This window comes from Nocardia sp. NPDC049526 (genome assembly GCF_044465765.1).
Taxonomy (GTDB): domain Bacteria; phylum Actinomycetota; class Actinomycetes; order Mycobacteriales; family Mycobacteriaceae; genus Nocardia.
This window is the reverse complement of sequence record NZ_JBITMA010000004.1, coordinates 1-18339: the sequence shown is the minus strand read 5'-3', so window position 1 is coordinate 18339 and position 18339 is coordinate 1. Positions and strand designations below refer to the sequence as shown.

Annotated in this window: 20 protein-coding genes and 5 tRNA genes; 14 read left to right on the top strand and 11 right to left on the bottom strand. The window is 65.6% G+C overall.

Annotation, left to right across the window (positions count from 1 at the left end):
• The 4 genes from ACIBW7_RS13665 (at position 1) to ACIBW7_RS13650 (ending at position 6967) form a co-directional block, all read left to right on the top strand.
• A complete protein-coding gene (locus tag ACIBW7_RS13665; protein WP_397046578.1) occupies positions 1–1980 on the top strand; it encodes a ribonuclease J in 1980 nt (659 codons plus the stop codon).
• Between the two features lie 60 nt (positions 1981–2040).
• Positions 2041–2667 (top strand): TIGR03085 family metal-binding protein, encoded by a 627-nt coding sequence (locus tag ACIBW7_RS13660; RefSeq protein ID WP_397046577.1) that lies wholly within the window; start codon positions 2041–2043, stop codon positions 2665–2667.
• A gap of 226 nt (positions 2668–2893) precedes the next feature.
• The gene (locus tag ACIBW7_RS13655) at positions 2894–5476 is read left to right on the top strand and encodes a DNA translocase FtsK (RefSeq protein ID WP_397046576.1); all 2583 of its coding nucleotides are present in this window, start codon (positions 2894–2896) and stop codon (positions 5474–5476) included.
• 36 nt (positions 5477–5512) lie between these two features.
• Complete coding sequence (locus tag ACIBW7_RS13650) at positions 5513–6967, top strand: carbamoyltransferase N-terminal domain-containing protein (protein ID WP_397046575.1); 1455 nt, start codon at positions 5513–5515, stop codon at positions 6965–6967.
• A 79-nt stretch (positions 6968–7046) separates the two neighbouring features.
• On the opposite strand, the gene ACIBW7_RS13645 is transcribed toward ACIBW7_RS13650, so the two are convergent.
• The 7 genes from ACIBW7_RS13645 to ACIBW7_RS13615 form a co-directional block, all read right to left on the bottom strand.
• Positions 7047–7118, bottom strand: a tRNA-Gln gene (locus ACIBW7_RS13645).
• Between the two features lie 4 nt (positions 7119–7122).
• Positions 7123–7195: transfer RNA gene (locus ACIBW7_RS13640), tRNA-Arg, on the bottom strand.
• A gap of 23 nt (positions 7196–7218) precedes the next feature.
• A tRNA-Leu gene (locus ACIBW7_RS13635) sits at positions 7219–7295 on the bottom strand.
• 7 nt (positions 7296–7302) lie between these two features.
• Positions 7303–7378, bottom strand: a tRNA-Arg gene (locus ACIBW7_RS13630).
• 81 nt (positions 7379–7459) lie between these two features.
• Positions 7460–7533, bottom strand: a tRNA-Trp gene (locus ACIBW7_RS13625).
• Positions 7534–7610: 77 nt separating this feature from the next.
• Positions 7611–7757, bottom strand: coding sequence for a hypothetical protein (locus tag ACIBW7_RS13620; protein WP_157187247.1), 147 nt, complete (start codon positions 7755–7757; stop codon positions 7611–7613).
• Between the two features lie 83 nt (positions 7758–7840).
• Positions 7841–8185, bottom strand: coding sequence for a hypothetical protein (locus ACIBW7_RS13615; protein WP_397046574.1), 345 nt, complete (start codon positions 8183–8185; stop codon positions 7841–7843).
• Positions 8186–8447: 262 nt separating this feature from the next.
• On the opposite strand from ACIBW7_RS13615, the gene ACIBW7_RS13610 reads away from it, so the two are divergent.
• Entirely contained in the window at positions 8448–9449 is a 1002-nt protein-coding gene (locus tag ACIBW7_RS13610; protein ID WP_397046573.1) for a TerC family protein, read from the top strand.
• Here ACIBW7_RS13610 and ACIBW7_RS13605 read toward each other — a convergent pair.
• The 3 genes from ACIBW7_RS13605 to ACIBW7_RS13595 form a co-directional block, all read right to left on the bottom strand.
• Positions 9446–9985, bottom strand: a complete 540-nt coding sequence (locus ACIBW7_RS13605; protein WP_397046572.1) for a hypothetical protein — start codon at positions 9983–9985, stop codon at positions 9446–9448. The genes ACIBW7_RS13610 and ACIBW7_RS13605 overlap by 4 nt on opposite strands.
• Before the next feature lie 115 nt (positions 9986–10100).
• Positions 10101–10385, bottom strand: coding sequence for a YciI family protein (locus tag ACIBW7_RS13600; protein ID WP_397046571.1), 285 nt, complete (start codon positions 10383–10385; stop codon positions 10101–10103).
• Between the two features lie 16 nt (positions 10386–10401).
• A complete protein-coding gene (locus tag ACIBW7_RS13595; protein WP_397046570.1) occupies positions 10402–10968 on the bottom strand; it encodes an amino-acid N-acetyltransferase in 567 nt (188 codons plus the stop codon).
• Between the two features lie 311 nt (positions 10969–11279).
• On the opposite strand from ACIBW7_RS13595, the gene pgsA reads away from it, so the two are divergent.
• From pgsA to ACIBW7_RS13550, 9 genes are all read left to right on the top strand, one after another.
• The gene (gene pgsA / locus ACIBW7_RS13590; RefSeq protein WP_397046569.1) at positions 11280–11936 is read left to right on the top strand and encodes a CDP-diacylglycerol--glycerol-3-phosphate 3-phosphatidyltransferase; all 657 of its coding nucleotides are present in this window, start codon (positions 11280–11282) and stop codon (positions 11934–11936) included.
• Positions 11933–12427, top strand: coding sequence for a CinA family protein (locus ACIBW7_RS13585; RefSeq protein ID WP_397046568.1), 495 nt, complete (start codon positions 11933–11935; stop codon positions 12425–12427). The genes pgsA and ACIBW7_RS13585 overlap by 4 nt, the downstream gene beginning before the upstream one ends.
• Before the next feature lie 129 nt (positions 12428–12556).
• Complete coding sequence (locus ACIBW7_RS13580) at positions 12557–12994, top strand: helix-turn-helix domain-containing protein (RefSeq protein ID WP_397046567.1); 438 nt, start codon at positions 12557–12559, stop codon at positions 12992–12994.
• A gap of 202 nt (positions 12995–13196) precedes the next feature.
• Positions 13197–14033: a phage shock protein PspA gene (gene pspA, locus ACIBW7_RS13575; RefSeq protein WP_357483270.1), complete on the top strand. Its 837-nt coding sequence runs from the start codon at positions 13197–13199 to the stop codon at positions 14031–14033.
• A 149-nt stretch (positions 14034–14182) separates the two neighbouring features.
• Positions 14183–15073 carry a hypothetical protein gene (locus ACIBW7_RS13570; protein ID WP_397046566.1) on the top strand — a complete coding sequence of 297 codons (891 nt, stop codon included), beginning with the start codon at positions 14183–14185 and terminating at the stop codon, positions 15071–15073.
• A gap of 341 nt (positions 15074–15414) precedes the next feature.
• Positions 15415–15594 carry a hypothetical protein gene (locus ACIBW7_RS13565; RefSeq protein WP_397046565.1) on the top strand — a complete coding sequence of 60 codons (180 nt, stop codon included), beginning with the start codon at positions 15415–15417 and terminating at the stop codon, positions 15592–15594.
• 132 nt (positions 15595–15726) lie between these two features.
• Complete coding sequence (locus tag ACIBW7_RS13560) at positions 15727–16176, top strand: SRPBCC family protein (protein WP_397046564.1); 450 nt, start codon at positions 15727–15729, stop codon at positions 16174–16176.
• A complete protein-coding gene (locus tag ACIBW7_RS13555) occupies positions 16173–16520 on the top strand; it encodes an ArsR/SmtB family transcription factor (protein WP_387296643.1) in 348 nt (115 codons plus the stop codon). The genes ACIBW7_RS13560 and ACIBW7_RS13555 overlap by 4 nt, the downstream gene beginning before the upstream one ends.
• Positions 16521–16547: 27 nt before the next feature.
• Positions 16548–16991 carry an SRPBCC domain-containing protein gene (locus ACIBW7_RS13550; RefSeq protein WP_397046563.1) on the top strand — a complete coding sequence of 148 codons (444 nt, stop codon included), beginning with the start codon at positions 16548–16550 and terminating at the stop codon, positions 16989–16991.
• 112 nt (positions 16992–17103) lie between these two features.
• Here the strand turns inward: ACIBW7_RS13550 and ACIBW7_RS13545 are convergent, their stop codons facing one another.
• A complete protein-coding gene (locus tag ACIBW7_RS13545) occupies positions 17104–18237 on the bottom strand; it encodes a mandelate racemase/muconate lactonizing enzyme family protein (protein WP_397047056.1) in 1134 nt (377 codons plus the stop codon).
• Positions 18238–18339: the final 102 nt, after the last annotated feature.

Here is an 18339-nt window from a genome sequence, read left to right as displayed (position 1 = left end):
ATGACTGAAGCAGCAGGTCGTCGCCCCCGCCGGACCGCGACCAGGGCCGCGGGCGCACCCGAACCCGCCGCGCAGCGCCCACCGGCCAGCAGCGAAAAGTCCAATCAGGCAGCGAAATCCGTCGTCGGTGACCTAGCGCAGTCCGATACCGCGCCCAGACAGACCGCGTCGGAGCAGGCTCCCGCGAAGAAGAAGGCCGCGCTGAAGGCTCCGGCCGAGCAGCCCCGCAGACAGGGGCGCGGCCGTCAGCAGGGCGGTCGCGGACGCGGCGAGCAACCAGTGGCAGCCCCCGAGCGGGCGACCGCCGACCGCCTCGGTGCCCCGCCGAAACTGCCCAAGAACGGTCTGCGTGTTTTCGCCCTGGGCGGCATCGGCGAAATCGGCCGCAATATGACCGTTTTCGAATACGGCGGCAAACTGCTCATCGTCGACTGCGGCGTGCTGTTCCCGGAGGATCAGCAGCCCGGCGTCGATCTGATCCTGCCCGACTTCCGGCCCATCGAGGACCGGATGGACGACGTCGAAGCTATTGTGCTCACCCACGGCCACGAGGACCACATCGGCGCGGTGCCGTTCCTGCTGCGCCTGCGTGCCGATATCCCGGTCGTCGGTTCGAAATTCACCCTCGCGCTGGTGGCCGCGAAATGCCGCGAGCACCGGCAGCGTCCCAAGCTCGTCGAGGTGATCGAGGGCCAGCACACCACGCACGGCCCGTTCGGCTGCGAGTACTTCGCGGTCAACCACTCGATTCCCGATGCCATTGCCGTCGCCATCCGCACGCCCGCCGGTGTCGTGCTGCACACCGGCGATATCAAACTCGATCAGCTGCCCCTGGACGGTCGCCTCACCGACCTGGCCGGTTTCTCCCGCCTCGGTGACGAGGGCGTCGATCTGTTCCTGGTGGATTCCACCAATGCCGAGGTGCCGGGCTTCGTCACGCCGGAACGCGAAATCGGCGGCGTTCTGGATACGGTGATCGGCAAGGCCAGGCACCGGGTGATCGTCGCCTCGTTCGCCAGCCACGTGCATCGGATCCAGCAGGTGGTCGATGTCGCCCAGAAGTACGGGCGGCGAGTGTGTTTCGTCGGTCGCTCGATGGTGCGCAATATGGAGATCGCGCAGGAACTGGGCTACCTGACGGTGCCCGCCGGTGTGGTCGTCGATCTCGATGTCGCCGCGACCCTGCCGGGCGATCGGCTGGTGCTCATCTCGACCGGCTCGCAGGGCGAACCGCTCTCCGCGCTGTCGCGGATGGCGCGCGGTGAACACCGCCAGATCAATATCCGCGCCGACGATCTCGTGGTGCTGGCCTCCTCGCTGATTCCGGGCAATGAGAATTCGGTATTCGCGGTGGTGAACGGTCTGTCGCGGCTCGGCGCCACGGTGATCACCCAGCAGAATGCGAAGGTACACGTCTCCGGACACGCGTCCGCGGGCGAATTGCTGTACCTGTACAACGCGGTGCGGCCGACCAATGCCATGCCGGTGCACGGCGAATGGCGGCATCTGCGCGCCAATGCCGCGCTGGCCGTGGCGACCGGTGTGGCCGAGGATCGGGTGGTGCTCGCCGAGGACGGCGTGGTGGTGGACCTGGTCGACGGGATCGCCTCGATCGTGGGGCGCGTGCCGGTCGGACATGTGTACGTCGACGGACTCTCGGTCGGCGATGTCGGTGAATCGACGCTCTCGGATCGGCTGGTCCTCGGTGAGGGCGGGTTCATCTCGATCACCCTCGCGGTCGACTCGACGACGGGTAAGGCGGTCAGCACACCCGAGGTGAGTGGGCGTGGGTTCTCCGATGATCCGACCGCGCTCGTCGATGCCGCCGAACTCGTCGAGGCCGAACTGCTGCGACTGGCCGGTGAGGGCGTCACTGAAACCCACCGCATCGCACAGAGTGTGCGGCGGGTGGTCGGCCGTTGGGTCGCCGAAACCTACCGCCGCCGCCCGATGATCGTGCCGACGGTCATCGGCGTCTGACACCTACGTCCGTGCGGAGTCGGACCGCCGCGCCGACTCCGCATCCGATATGTTCGGCAGATGAGCATGGCGCAACGGGAACGTCGGGCACTGGTGGACACGATGTCTGCGGCGGGGCCGGACGCGCCCACGCTGTGCGGCGGCTGGACGGTGCGAGATCTGGCCGCGCACTTGATAGTTCGGGAACGCCGCCCGGACGCGTCGCCCGGCATCATGCTGAAACCGTTCGCCGGATATCTGGAGTCGGTGCAGGCCAAGGCGGCGCGGCGGCCATTCCCGGACCTGCTGGCGGATGTCCGCTCCGGCCCGCCGTGGTGGTCGCCGCTCAAACCGGTCGATGCGGTCGTCAATCTGACCGAAATGTTCGTCCATCACGAGGACGTGCGCCGCGGCGAACCCGGCTGGGAGCCGCGTGACTTGCCCGTCGCCGAGGAGGACAAGCTGTGGTCGGCGCTACGTCGCATGGGCCGGATGGCGTACCGCAAAGCGCCGGTCACCGTCGAACTGGCCACCCTCGACGGAAGGCGCGCCGTGGTGCATACGAAGGCCGGAACGGCGCAGGTGACGCTGACCGGCAAGCCCTCGGAACTGCTGCTGCACGCCTTCGGCCGCGATGAGGTCCGGATCGAAACCGCGGGTGATCCGGCGGATGTGCGGGCTGTCCTCGAGGCGGATCGCTCTTTGTAATCAGCGCCGACACGCCAAGAGCGACCGACTTTCGCGACCACTGATTCGTGCGCGCACGGGTTACTCATCGGGTACGCCCAAAAGCTGCCTAGCTCTTTACTTCCGGTCCGGTCAGGTATTCCAGCGGCACTCACGACCGGCAAAATACTCGCGGAGGCGAGGGAGCGGCTTGCGATACGTGTGTGGTTGATGGTCTGGATGGGGCGTTTGCGGCTAGCCTGAGTCCATGGCAGGTAAGTCCCGCAGCTCCACGACCACTCGTGCGCGGGCGGGATCGGCCCGGGGGAGGACCACGGCGGCATCTCGTTCGGGCCAGGCTCGCACCACCGCTCAACGCCGCTCGCCCGCACCGCGCACCCGCACCGCACCGGCGCGCCGACCGGTCCGCCGTAGGTCGAATACCGCACCGCTCGCGGTCATCAGCCGCGGTATCAGCAGCGGCTGGAATATGCTCGCGCGCGGACTCGGCGCCACCACCAGGGCCGTGAGCCGGGCGGGCGAAATCGAACACGGGCATCGTCGTGACGGCATCGCACTGGCCCTCATCGCCCTGAGCGCGGTGATCGCGGCTGCGGTATGGCTCTCGGCGGGCGGGCCGATCGGGCACTGGGTCGAGGAGGCGATTCGCGCGGTCTCCGGGTCGGCATCGGCCGGATTGCCGTTCGTGGCTACCGGAATCGCTATCGTCCTGATGCGGACCGAGGCACGTCCGGAGATCCGGCCGCGGCTGGTACTCGGCGGATTGCTGATCGGATTGCCGGTCCTGGGCCTGTGGCATATCGCGGCCGGATCGCCGACCGATGCGCACGGGCGTTCGCGCGCAGCGGGTTTCGTCGGATTCGTGGTCGGCGGCCCGCTCACCAACGGGCTCACGGCCTGGCTTTCGGTGCCGATTCTGTTGCTGGCCATCATTTTCGGCGTGCTGCTGGTAACCGGAACCACCGTTCGCGAGGTACCGCAGCGGTTGCGCGAGTACTTCGGCACCGGCAGCGGCGGCGACGAATACGGTGACTACGATGGCGAATCCGATTTCGATCCGGCCAATTACGATGCCGACGGATTCCCGCTGCATCGCAATACCAAGTCGAAGCGGCGCGGTCGCACCCCCGAGGAGAACTACCCGCCCGATGAATTCGGCGGCTCCGATGCGGTCACCGAGGTTATGGGCGAACCGCCACTGCGCGATGCGAAACCGATTGCGGCCGAGGCGGCGCTCGAAGAAAAGCCCAAGCCGAAGAAGCGCGCCCCGATCAAGGTCGAGGACCAGACCCCACCGCCGCCGAAGCAGCTGGAGTTCATCAACGACCGTGAGGTCGAGGGCGACTACACATTGCCGCCGCTGACGCTGCTCACCGACGGCGATCCGCCCAAGAAGCGCAGTGCCGCCAATGAATCGATGATCGAGGCGATCACCGAGGTGCTGGTGCAGTTCAAGATCGACGCGGCGGTCACCGGTTTCGTGCGCGGCCCGACGGTCACCCGCTACGAGGTGGAACTCGGGCCCGGCGTGAAGGTCGAGAAGATCACCGCGCTGGCCCGCAATATCGCCTATGCCGTTGCCACCGAGAATGTTCGGCTGCTGGCCCCGATTCCGGGTAAGTCCGCCGTCGGTATCGAGGTGCCCAATTCCGATCGCGAACTGGTGCGCCTGGCCGATGTGCTCAAGGCCCCCTCGACCCGAAATGATCACCACCCATTGGTGATCGGGCTCGGCAAGAATATCGAGGGCGATTTCGTCTCGGCGAATCTCGCGAAAATGCCGCATCTGCTGGTCGCCGGTTCGACCGGTTCCGGCAAGTCGAGTTTCGTGAACTCGATGCTGGTATCGCTGCTGGCACGCTCGACTCCGGACGAGGTCCGGATGATCCTCATCGATCCCAAGATGGTGGAACTCACACCGTACGAGGGCATTCCGCACCTCATCACCCCCATCATCACCCAGCCGAAGAAGGCCGCCGCCGCGCTTGCCTGGCTGGTGGAGGAGATGGAACAGCGCTACCAGGACATGCAGGCCAATAAGGTGCGCCACATCGACGACTTCAACAAGAAGGTCAAGTCGGGTGCCATTACCGCGCCGCTGGGCAGCGAACGGGTCTATCGGCCCTATCCGTACATTCTCGCCATCGTCGACGAGCTCGCCGACCTCATGATGACCGCGCCCCGCGATGTCGAGGACGCGATCGTGCGCATCACCCAAAAGGCCCGCGCCGCAGGCATTCACCTGGTACTCGCGACGCAGCGTCCTTCGGTTGACGTGGTCACCGGTCTGATCAAGACCAATGTGCCGTCCCGATTGGCCTTCGCCACCTCGTCACTGACGGATTCACGAGTCATCCTGGATCAGCCGGGCGCGGAGAAGCTGATCGGTATGGGTGACGGACTGTTCCTGCCGATGGGCGCGAACAAGCCGACCCGGCTGCAGGGCGCGTTCATCTCCGATGAGGAGATCCACGGGGTCGTCGACTTCACCAAGAACCAGGCCGAACCCGAATACCAGGAGGGCGTCACCGCCGCCAAGGCTGGTGAGAAGAAGGATGTCGATCCCGATATCGGCGACGATCTGGATGTCTTCATCCAGGCCGTGGAACTGGTCGTCACTTCACAGTTCGGCTCGACCTCCATGCTGCAGCGCAAGTTGCGCGTCGGCTTCGCCAAGGCCGGTCGCCTGATGGATCTGATGGAAACCCGCGGTGTCGTCGGCCCCAGCGAGGGGTCGAAGGCGCGCGATGTGCTCATCAAGCCTGATGAGCTCGAGGGGCTGCTGTGGACGATCCGCGGCGGCGGAGATGCGGACAGCCCGGAGGAGTGAAAATGCTTCGGCGGGAAATATTCTCACCGCCGGTGGGTGGCCGTGGCGTCGGTACAGTGGTTCGGCGTGGTGATCTGCGGAATCAGAGTGTCGCACGATGGTGGGGTCGCGGTTATCGAGGACGACCGGCTGGTTTTTGGGATCGAGCTGGAGAAGCTGGACAGCGGCAGGCGCCACCACCCGCTGGGCGATCTCGAGCAGGTCGCCGCGATCTTGCGGTCGGAGGGATTGACGCCCGCTGATATCGACCGGTTCGTGGTGGATGGTTCTGCACCGGAGACGGATTCGACCGAGCCCGCGCGCATTGCGACGCTGGTCGGCGGCCGCCCGGTCGAACTCACGATCGCGCCGTATCAGGATCGGCCCGGACGCACCATACCGCTGGCACGGCACCGTTTTCGTGGTCACGGATTCGGTTCCGCCGCCGATGAATACGTCAGCTATCACCATGTGGACCAGCACATTATGGGCGGATACTGCGCGAGTCCGTTCGCGGCACGCGGGGAGGATGCGCTCGTCCTGGTGGGCGATGGTGGAGCTGTCGCGCGGCTCTACCATGTTGTCGCGGCGGCTAGAAAGGTACGTTCGGTCGCCACCTTCCGGGCGGATTCGCGCGAGCGGTTGGCGCTGAGTTCGCTTGTACACCGGGACGCTTCGTTGCCATCGAAGCTCGTGGTCACCGGGGAAAGCGCCCTCGATATCAAGTGGAACTCGCAGCTGCAGGGGATTGTCGAGGAGATCTGGATTCCGCCCTTTCCCGACGACTCCGGCGCCGCCATCGGTGCAGCGTGCTGCGAGATGTTCCGGAACGGGCGCAATCCGGCGCTGCGATGGGGTGTGTACTCCGGTCCACGAGTCAGGGTCTGCGGGGTGCCGGACAACTGGCGCAGACAGCTCTGCGACGAGCGGGGAGTGGCGGAGTTGCTGCACCGGAAAGGTGAGCCGGTAGTGGTGCTATCGGGCCGCGCGGAGATCGGTCCGCGTGCCCTCGGCAACCGCAGCATACTCGCTCCAGCAACGGATTCGGCGGTGCGGGACCGGCTCAACGGCATCAAGCACCGGGCCGTCCGCCGGTCGGTGGCGGCGGTGTGCCTGGCGGAGCGGGCGGTGGAGGTGTTCGGGCCTGGCGGCAGCGATCCGTACCTGACCTTCGAGCACCGCATTCGCGCGGACTGGACCGACCGTATTCCAGCCGTGCAGGTGGACGGTGTCGCGCGGGTGCAGACCATTGATGCCGCGGCCAAGAGCCCGACCGCGCGGATTCTGGCGGCGTACGAGGCCATCAGCGGCATACCGGTGTTGTGCAATACGAGTGCGAATTCCGAAGGGTGCGGGTTCTTTCCGGATGTGGCCGCCGCGGCCCGCTGGGGTGGCGCCCGCTACATCTGGTCAGAAGGGTATCTGTACACGGATCAGGCACGGGCACGGCAAACCATCCGCGAACGCGGGTCGGCTCCGCGAGACTGGGGCCATACCAGTGTGATGTGGTAGCTCATCGTGGAGTCGAACCACGCGGCAGGGCCTTATGAGAGCCCCGGGGCGAACCTGCATGAGCCTGGGTCGGTGTGCGCTGGAGTGCCAGGATTCGAACCTGAATCGACGGGGTCAGAGCCCATCATGCGGCCGTTCACACCACACTCCATCGGTGCGCTCGGAAGGATTCGAACCTTCATCCGCCTGCTTCGTAAACAGGTGCTCCATCCGTTGAGCTACGAGCGCTGATCCACGCAGACCGCGCGGACTGGTTCCCTCGGCGAGATTCGAACTCGCATCAACCGGATTCTAAGTCCGGTGCCTCTGCCAATTGGGCTACGAGGGAATGGTTTTGGTACCCGTGGGTGGGATCGAACCACCGACCTGCGCCGTCGGAGGGCGCCACTCTGTCCACTGAGCTACACGGGTTCGAAACCGGTATGCAGCAGGGTTATTCAAATACCGTATTACGAAATACCTACTGCCATATATTCACTGTGAAGTTATGGGCGCGGATGGAGGGACTCGAACCCCCAGGCCGACGACTTTGGAGATCGTTGCTCTTCCAGTTGAGCTACATCCGCTGGACAGAAAAAGGGCCGCTCCGTGGCGAGTATTTCGCCGGGAGCGGCCCCTGCTCAGGCCTTCTCGAATCGAGACCTCAGGGGCGGCTCCGGATACTCGCCTGTCGCAGCTGCGACATCAACAGCCAGGTCAGGCGCAGCTGCGACATCGGCCGCCGGGTGCCGGAACGCAATTGCCAGGCACCGGCGAGGGAGCGTAGCCCCTGGTCCTGAGTGCTGGTCATTGCCTTTGCCTTTCGTGGTTCCGATTACCGATCGATTACGTTCTGGATAACGCTAACACCGAAAGACGCGATGAGGAACCCATTTATTCCCCACCGGCGAGTTGTCGGCGTGCCAGCAGTGGGTAAGTCAGTGGAAGACGTTCGGGATGCTCGCTGAGCCGCCACTCGCCATTCGCCTCGTGCACCATCTGTCCGGGCAATGCCTCCCAGGGAACGCTGCGGTGCTCCACCAGTCCGGTGATCGTCATGCCGTGATCGAGAAGCCCGGTCACCACATCACCGAGTCCGTGGTTCCACTCCCGCGCCGTGATCTGTGTGAATTCCCTATCGGTATCGACATAAGTCGTTCCAGACGAAAACACGGTGGGCTCAGGCATTTCGAAGTAGGGATAGCCGACAGTAGGTCGGTCGGTGCGGGTTTCGTCCATGACCCGCCGCCGGTGGCTGCTTGCAGGTCGCTCGAAAGGGTCGGCATCGGATGTCCGTCGCGCAGGAACAGCCCTTCCGCCCGGCCGCGGCAAATCCGCGACCGCTCGTGCCCAACGATCGTCGGTCATGCCCGCGAGGATGACAAGGCGGCCGCCGGACCCGCATGTGAAATTATGGTTAGCAACTATTCCGCTAGCTCGACAGAACGGACAAATCGGGCATGATTGCTGTCATGAAACGCGTTTCCGCCCCGGAGCCCGCATGCACGTAACCGCACTCGAATGGACCTTGACGATCGTGGTGATCCTGGGTCTGTTCGTCTTCGACTTCTTCGCTCATGTCCGCACACCACACGATCCGACCTTCAAAGAATCCGGCACCTGGTCGGCGATCTACATCGGCCTGGCCCTGGTCTTCGGTGGCTTCGTGGCCTGGAAGTGGGGCTCGACCTTCGCGGGCGAGTACTACGCGGGCTTCGTCACCGAGAAGGCCCTCTCGGTGGACAACCTGTTCATCTTCGTCATCATCATGTCGAGTTTCGCGGTGCCGCGCATCTACCAGCAGAAGGTGCTGCTGATCGGCATTGTGCTGGCGTTGGTCATGCGTGGTGTGTTCATCGCCGTCGGCGCGGCTGCGATCAGTGCGTTCAGCTGGGTGTTCTATCTGTTCGGCCTGTTCCTGGTCTATACGGCCGTCAAACTGTTGCGCGAGAGCGGACACGAGGTCGAGCAGGAGGAGAAGCGCGACAGCCGGATCGTGGCGCTGGCCAAACGGGTGCTCCCGACCACCGACGAATACGACGGTGACAAACTGCTCACCCGGATCGGCAGCCGGCGCGTGGTCACCCCATTGTTGTTGGCGCTATTGGCAATCGGCTTCGCGGATCTGCTGTTCGCGCTGGACTCCATCCCCGCCATCTACGGTCTGACCGAGCAGCCCTACATCGTGTTCACCGCGAATGCCTTCGCGCTCATGGGGTTACGGCAGCTGTTTTTCCTCATCGGCGGCCTGCTGGATCGCCTGGTCTACCTGTCCTACGGCCTTTCGGCGATTCTCGCGTTCATCGGCGTCAAACTGGTGCTGCACGCATTGCACGAGAACACCCTGCCTTTCGTCAACGGTGGTCAGCACGTCAAGGTACCGGAGATTTCCACGCCGGTCTCGCTGAGCGTGATCATCGGAATTCTGCTGATCGCGACCGTCGCGAGCCTGATCAAAACCCGCGGCGCGGCCCGTTCCGCCGAGAGCAGGGTCGCGGATTAGAAGACTCGGTTGTATTCGGGCGCGATCTCGAAGCCGCGCCCGGTCGCGTCATTGCGGCAGGTCACCCCGACGGGCTGGGCCAGGCAGGTGAAGCCGGACACGCTCAGGCTCGACCCGACCGGCAGCACCGGCGTGTCGGCATCCGCTCCGGATGTGTGTCCGACGAAGTAGCCCCGGTTCACGCAGAGATATCCGGCACTCTCGCCAACGGCTAGCGCGGCCGCACTGGGGTCGATGTCCCAGCAGGCCTGCATCGCCTGCGGGGTGGGCTGGGTCGTGCCCTGACAGCCGACCGGTCGTTTCGGCTGTCCGAACGGTTCATCGAGGAAGCCGCACGCGAGGCCGCCATCCGCCGTCCGGAAGTAGTAGCCGTCGGCGGCGCGGTACATCGACTCGTCGACCGAACCCGGTCGTAGCAATGGACGATCCCCGACCGTCAAGTTTGCCGTGGTGTCGAAATCGGCGGCCGTCGAGCATATGGTGAGTGCGAGGCCTGCGACCGACATCGACACGAAAATCGCGACGGATATGCGCATACGGGGGAGTCTGCGTCGGCAGGCGCGAATTTTTCCGCACCTGGCACGGCGTGTCGCCGTAAGTTTGCTGACCGCCGAGTGTTGAGCGGCGACACGCGGCGGGTCAGCCGGACGGTCAGGAAGCGAATGTGCCCATCACCGGCAGCCACTCGACCGCCCGTACATCGTCGATGAGGTTCTCGCGGGCGAACGGATCCCGCGGCAGCAGTTCCTTGATGGCCGCCTCGTCCGCGACCTGGAACAGCAGCAGTGCGCCGGAACCGTCCGGGTAGGGACCACTGGTCAGCAGTGAACCGGCGTCGATCAGGCCGTTGAGCCAGGCTCGATGTTCCGGGCGGAAGGTGTCGCGCGCCTCGACGGTGGCATCGGAGTAGGTGTAGTGCACGGCGAAAATGGGCACGATCGATCCGTTCTGGTCAGAGGTTCAGCAGCATTCGAGTATTGCCGAGGGTGTTCGGTTTCACATAGCTGAGGTCGAGGAATTCGGCGACACCCGGATCGAAGGTCCGGCACATCTCCGCGTACACCTCGGCGGTCACCGGTGTGCCGTCGATTTCCACGAACCCGTGCCTGCCGAAGAAGTCCACCTCGAAGGTGAGTACGAACAGCCGTCCGAGCTCGAGTTCCCTGGCCACCGCGACCAGCCGTTCCACGATGAGCCGACCGACACCATGCCCCTTGACATCGGGATGCACCGCGACGGTGCGCACCTCGCCGAGGTCGGCCCACAGCACATGCAGCGCACCGCAGCCGACCACCCGGCCGTCGACTTCGGCCACCCAGAATTCCTGCACTGCCTCGTACAGTGTGACCAGGTTCTTTTCCAGCAGGATCCGACCGGCGTATTCATCGACGAGGCTCTTGATCTGGGGCACATCGGAGGTTCGGGCGCGTCGCACGACAGGGACAGATTTGTTCGCGGCAGGTGCCGCGCCCGGATACGCGTCGCTGGTCGAACCACCTAGTGGTCCCCGAGAGGTCATGGGGTGCACAGTAGTCGGCCCGGTTACCGATACTCTGAACGTGTGCCGCACATCCACCCGCTCCGCTCACCGCATCGCGTCGGCATGCGTCCGAGCCTCGTGGCGGTGGGTGTTGTGGCCTGCGTGACGGGGCTGAGTGCCAGCGAGGTGGAGGCTGTGTGGGAGCGCAGCGAGCGAACCATGTCACAGCCGTGCACGCACGCGCCGGAGCTGAGTGCCAGCGAGGTGGAGGCTGTGTGGGAGCGCAGCGAGCGAACCATGTCACAGCCGTGCACGCACGCGCCGGAGCCGAGCGCCAGCGAGGCGGAGGCGTGAGCGTGCAGCCCGAAGAGATCGATCGAGGCTGGGGCGAACCCGCGGTTCGCGCCGGATTCACACCCGCCCAGGCCGATCCCGTCGTCCCGCTGATGAATATCGCGAATGTGCTCACCATGCTGCGCATCGCGCTGGTGCCGCTGTTCGTGCTCGCGCTGTTCGCGGGCGGTGGCCACCAGACCAGCTGGCGGATCGCGGCGGCCGCACTGTTCGGCATCGCCGCGATCACCGATCGTTTCGACGGGCAATTGGCGCGCAAATACGGCCTGGTCACCGATTTCGGCAAACTCGCCGATCCGATCGCGGATAAGGCGCTGATCGGTTCGGCGGTGATCGGACTATCGATGCTCGGTGATCTGGCGTGGTGGATCACCCTGGTCATCTGCGGTCGCGAGATCGGGATCACGCTGCTGCGGCTGGTGGTCGTGCGGCGCGGGGTGATTCCGGCCGGACGCGGCGGCAAGTTGAAGACGCTGGTGCAGTCCGTCGCGATCGCGGTACTGCTGTTGCCGCTGCACGGCGGATTCGCCACCGCCGGCATGACATTGATGTATGTGGCCGTCGCGCTGACGGTCATCACCGGCCTCGACTATGTGGGGCAGGCGGCGCGGGTGTGGCTCGCGGGAGGTCCGGTCCGGACACGCGGCGCATGACCGATCCGCTGACAACCGGAGCGCCCGTCGTCGAATTGGTGCGCGAGCTGGGTGCTGCCCGGCAGACCGTGGCTACCGCCGAATCGCTGACCGCGGGCCTGCTCGCGGCGACCATCGCCGGGGTGCCCGGTGCCAGCGCGGTGCTGCGCGGCGGGCTGGTCGTCTACGCGACGGAACTCAAGCACAGCCTGGCCGGTGTCAGTGACGAACTGCTCGCGACCGAGGGACCGGTTGCCGCGAGCACTGCCGAAGAATTGGCCGTCGGTGCGCGGCTGCGCTGCGGTGCGGACTGGGGTATCGGGCTGACCGGGGTAGCCGGACCCGAATCTCAGGGCGGGCATGCCGTCGGCACTGTCTTCCTCGGACTGGCCGGGCCCGGGCATACCGAGGTCATGCGGCTGAAACTGGACGGCGACCGGTGGGCGATCCGAATCGGCGCTACGCACAGCGCGGTACGGGAGTTGCGTCGTATCGTGGGAGGCGGCCACTAGGTGCTGCCGCGCCTGGTTTGCCACCGTGGGAACCAACTGGGCCCTGTTCGACGTTGTGCCAGAAAGGACGGCGTGCGCAGCGCAGGTAGGCGCCCGCGGACCCGGTTACTGGGAGCTAAGGAGAACGACATGACGCTGCTGCGAGAGGCGATCGGGGACAGTCTGCGGCGTGCTCGTCTCGCCCAGAGCCGGACCCTGCGTGAGGTCTCCACCTCGGCGCGCGTGAGCCTGGGATATCTGTCGGAAGTCGAGCGGGGCCGCAAAGAGGCCTCCAGCGAACTGCTCGCCGCCATCTGCGCGGCCCTGGATGTGCCGCTGTCGCGGGTGCTCTGGGATGTGAGCACGATCATGGCAGGCGCCGACGGCCTGACCGCCGACGCGCCTACTCAGACCGCCGATGCACCCGAGGCGGAGCGGACCGCTGCGGCCGAACCCGCCGAGGCCGCGTCGGAGCCCGCGACCGCCACGATGTCGGTGGCCGGTGCCCGGCCGCAGATCGCCGAGGACACCCGGATCGTCATTCCGGCCCCGAGGGCCGACATGCTGGTCCTGGTGAAAAGCAACTGACCAATAGACGAGAGGTGGCGTCCGCGGCCGACGCTGCGAACCGGTGCCGAAAGCGGATAGATTCTGTACTAGGCGTCAGTTGGGCCGGGTTCGCCCGGCCCGGGTGCCACATGGTGGAGGATAGGCACATATCGGGTGCGTGACGGTCGCGCACTAGAGTCGCGGTAAAGCGCGGCGCATCTTATGGAGGCGGGATCAATCGATGGCTAATCCGTTCGTCAAGGCCTGGAAGTACATGATGGCCCTCTTCGATTCGAAGATCGAGGAGCACGCGGATCCGAAGGTCCAGATTCAGCAGGCTATCGAGGAAGCTCAGCGTCAGCATCAGGCCCTCTCGCAGCAGGCCGCATCGGTCATCGGCAACCAGCGTCAGCTGGAGATGAAGCTGAACCGTCAGCTCGACGATGTCGAGAAGCTCAATGCCAATGCGCGCCAGGCCGTCATGCTGGCCGATCAGGCCGCCGCAGCCGGCGATACCGAGAAGGCGATCCAGTACACCAACGCCGCCGAGGCATTCGCCGCGCAGTTGGTCACCGCCGAGCAGGCCGTCGAGGACCTCAAGGTGCTGCACGACCAGTCGCTGCAGGCGGCCGCGCAGGCCAAGAAGGCGGTCGAGCAGAACGCGATGCTGTTGCAGCAGAAGGTCGCCGAGCGCACCAAGCTGCTCAGCCAGCTCGAGCAGGCCAAGATGCAGGAGCAGGTCTCGGCATCGCTGCAGCGGATGGATTCGACGCTGTCCGCGCCCGGCACCACGCCGAGCCTGGATGCCGTGCGCGAGAAGATCGAGCGCCGCTACGCGAATGCGCTGGGTGCCGCTGAACTCGCGGGCAATTCGGTGCAGGGCCGGATGCTCGAGGTGCAGCAGGCCAGCATTCAGATGGCCGGACACAGCAAGCTGGAGCAGATCCGCGCCTCGATGCGCGGCGATGCGCTGCCCGCCGGCGGTGCGACCGCACCGGCGATCAATCCGGGTGCCGCGCAGGCGAATCCGGCACAGCCACAGCCGCAGATGAACAAGGGCCAGACCGCGCAGCAGTAGCGGATAGCTCGAAATAGATACAGTTCGGCGAGGACTGGTTCGGTGGAAGACATGGCACGGGTACCTGGCGGGTCGGCCGTCGGTCATGCTCGGGCCCTGCCTGTCCGGCCACCGCGGGTCGCGCCGAACGCGTGCCCTGGAGGAGACCGATGAGCCCGCAGGGACCTCGCGAACAAGGCAAGGGTGGTCGTCGTCGCGGTGCCGCGCTGGTGCGCGCACAGGCGGCACTCGCACCGCAGCCGGGGAGCCTGCCCGACAGTCTGCGTGAGGTGGGCGAACACGCGCTGGTCGCGGTACGGCGCTGGGCGGATCCGCGTGAGCGGGAGTTGCGCAGGCGCCGCCGGGCCCGCCGCCGCAGCTTCCAACTGGGCACCGTCGGCGGTCTCACCACCGCGGGAACCGTTGGGCTGATGGTGCTTTCGGCACCGGTATGGGCGGTCGTCGTGGTCGGCGGGGGAGCGGTGGCGCTGGTCACCGGTACCGCGCTGAGCGCCCGCCGCTACCTACAGTTGCGCAGCTCACCGCTGCCGCAGGCAGCTTTCGTGCCGCGCAAACAGCCACCGCCGTGGTCCTCGGCGCGCGGGCCGATTTCCCGCCTGGTTCGGGCGGAGAAGGCGCTACACGGCCTCGGCACGCAGATCGCCCGCTCGAACCGGCTGCCCGAGGACGAACTCGCCGACATGATCGAAACCGCGGGTTCGGGTGCGGCCGCGCTGCACGCGCTGGCCGCCGACATCGCCGCGATGGAACAGGCACTCGGCGCCATCGGGCACTCGAAATCCGTTGCCGCCGTTGGCCTCACCGAGAATATGCAATTCGCACTCGGCCGCCTCGATAGCGGGGTCGCCGAGTACGAACAGGTAGTTGCCGCGGCGGGGCGGATTCTCGCGGTGCCCGAAAGTGCGGTGCTTCGGCACAACTTCGACACCATCGTCGCCGATCTGCGCGACGCGGCCGATCGCCTGGACGGGTGGGCGCAGGCGCTCACCGAGGTGGCAGACCAGCACGCCCCGACTTCGCTTCCGCCGCACGGGATCTAGCCGGCGAGCTCCGGCCGAGGTGCCGGCGGCATAAGACCTCAGTCGCAGCGCAGCTGTCGGATGGCCACTGTGCGCTGGTCGAGGCAAACACCTGAGAAGGGCCCGCCGCCAATGCATTCTCGTGGGCTCGATGTGCTTCGGGAGGGTAGGTGGCTGGGCGCGGGCGGTCCTCGGGCTCGGGTGCGCTGACGGCGGGGGCTGTGGGTGCTGGCCACCCTGGTTCACCCGGTATCCCTTCATGTGCAGCGCCGCCCGCACGATCGTGACTGTGAAGAAGGCTATCGGCAGCCGGCGGGGACAGCGACTCTCGATTTCACAGCCAGCTGCGGGTACTGACCGCGGTGTGGGGTTCGGGCTTCGCCCTCGACGCCGTGGTGCGGGTAGTGCTCGCCTACACCCTCCCGGTCGATTCGGTGGCGCTGGTGAGCACGCTGCGTTGGCTCGTCGTCCTCGGGGCTCTTCGCCTGCCATTACGCCTACGTCACCGAAAAGGTCTGAGTCGCCGCCGAAACCTCGGCTGACCATGCGTGATGGTCTCGCTGGTGTTTTGTCTGCCGGTACGCGGTCGGAGCAAATGCGCAACCGATGGTTGCGTGATGACGGATGGTCGGCTAGCGTGATGTGCAACCAAACGTTGCAGATGGAGGAAGAATATGGAGTACGGCAGCATCGAACGCGAGATCCACGTCGACGCCTCACCCGAAGTTGTCTTCGAGGTGGTCAGCAGCCCGGAACACATCTCGGAATGGTGGTCCGACGCGGCCGATTTCGAGTCGACTCCCGGCGCGGTCGGTGAACTGGTCTTCGGCGACCGGGAACATGTCGCCCCGATCACCGTGGTGACCGTCGAGCGGCCACGGCTGTTCTCGTTCCGCTGGTGCTACCCGGAGGGTCCGGCGGACCTCGCCGACTCTCTGCTCGTCACCTTCGAACTCACCCCGGCGGGCGCGGGCACCAGGATTCGCCTCACCGAGACGGGGTTTCGCGAGATGGGTTGGGAGGCCGCGAAGTTGGAGGAGACATACCAAGACCACGCCGCCGGTTGGGACAGGTTCGTTCCGCAACTCGGCGAGTACATCGCGCGGCTGGTGTCGACCCCGTGACCGCTACCGTCGACGACGACCTGTGGTCCGCGGTCGGGGATCCGACCCGTCGGCGGATGCTCGACCTGCTCCTGGCGGCCGGGGATGGCACAGCCACCAGTCTCAGTGAGCAGCTGCCGGTGACACGGCAGGCCATCGCGAAACATCTTGGCGTGCTCGACCGTGTCGGCCTGGTGCACGCCACGCCCGCGGGGCGGGAACGGAGGTATCGGGTGGATGAGGCACAACTTGCCCGCGCGGTAGCGCAGTTGTCCTCGGTCGGCGCGGCGTGGGACGCCAGGCTCCGGCGCATCAAGCGGATCGCCGAGGCGATTCAACGCACAAAAGATCAGCAGCAGAAGTGAAATCCAACACTGGAATGAGGATCGAAAATGGTGGATATCCTGCACCGAGTCGCAATCAAAGCGTCGACGGCCGAGGTCTATGCGGCCCTGACCACCGTCGAGGGGCTCGCCGGCTGGTGGGCGAACAACACCCAGGGCAAAGGCAATGACGTCGGGGGCGTGCTCCAATTCCGTTTCGTTGCCGGTGGATTCGATATGAAGGTCCTCGAGCTCGACCCGGGCGTGCGCGTGCGCTGGGAGGTCGTCGAGGGACCCGAAGAATGGGTCGGCACCCACGTGGACTGGAACCTCGACCAGGTCGACGATTACGCCGTCGTGCTCTTCAAGCATGAAGGCTGGAAGGAGCCGGTGGAATTCATGCACCACTGCAGCACCAAGTGGGCGGTCTTCCTGCTGAGCCTGAAGTCGTTGGTGGAGACCGGAAAGGGCGCGCCCGATCCGCACGACGTCAAGATCGACAACTGGAACTGACGCAGCAGGCCTTCCTGCGAATCGGACAGGCGATCACCATGCGCTGACGGGGCAGGCCTCTGGGCCGATGCCGTACACAACGCATGGTGATCATCTGACCAGCCCAGTGGGGTCAGGAGTGGATGGTGTGTTCGGCGATGGTCCAGGCGCGGGCTTGGTCGCTGACGGTTACGCCGAGGCCGGGGCGGGATGACAGGTGCATGCGGCCGTCGGCGATGTCGAGGCGTTCGTTGAAGAGGGGGTCGAACCATTCGAAGTGTTCGACCCAGGGCTCTCGGGGGTAGGCGGCGGCGAGGTGGATGTGGATTTCCATCGCGAAATGTGGTGCCAGTTGCAGGTTTTGGCTGTCGGCGAGGGCCATTACCTTCAGGAATTGGGTGATGCCGCCGACGCGTGGTGCGTCCGGCTGCACGATGTCCGCGCCGTTGGCAGCGATGAGTTGGGTGTGTTCGGCGACGCTGGTGAGCATTTCACCGGTGGCGATGGCGGTGTCGAAGGTGGCACTGAGTTGGGCGTGGCCATCGAAGTCGTAGGCGTCGAGGGGTTCTTCGATCCACACCAACCCGAACGGCTCGAAAGCCCGGCACATGCGGCGAGCGGTCGGACGATCCCACTGCTGGTTGGCATCGACCATCAACGGCACTCGGTCGCCGAGCTTTTCGCGCACCGCGGTGAGGCGAGCGAGATCCACCGCGTGGTCGGGGTGTCCGACCTTGATTTTGATGCCGCCGATGCCGTGTTCCAACGATGCCGTGGCGCGGTCGAGGACTTCTTCGATGGGTGCGTGCAGGAATCCGCCGGAGGTGTTGTAGCAGCGCACCGAATCACGGTGTGCACCAAGCAGTTTCGCCAGCGGCAACCCGGCGCGTTTGGCCTTGAGATCCCACAGAGCGACATCGAAAGCGGCGATCGCCTGCACCGACAGCCCGCTGCGACCAACTGAGGCCCCCGCCCACATGAGTTTGTCCCAGATCTTGGCGATATCGCTGGGATCCTCACCGAGCAGTACAGGCGCTATCTCGCGGGCATGTGCGAACTGGCCCGGCCCGCCCGCGCGTTTCGAGTAGCTGATGCCGATGCCTTCGAGCCCGGCCTCGGTGGTGATCTCGGCGAAGAGCACCGCGACTTCGGTCATCGGTTTCTGTCGACCGGTCAGCACCTTCGCATCGCTGATCCCGGTGGGCAGGGGCACGGTGACCGAAGAGATCTTGACGCTGGTGATCCGGTCGAGGATGGGTGAATCCATGGTGGTGTCCCTAAGTTTGTAGGTGTCTGGGGTTGGTGCCCTGGATGCCCAGGGCGGTGGGGTGTAGCTGATGGGGTTTTGTCTCTGTTGAGGCTCCGAAGG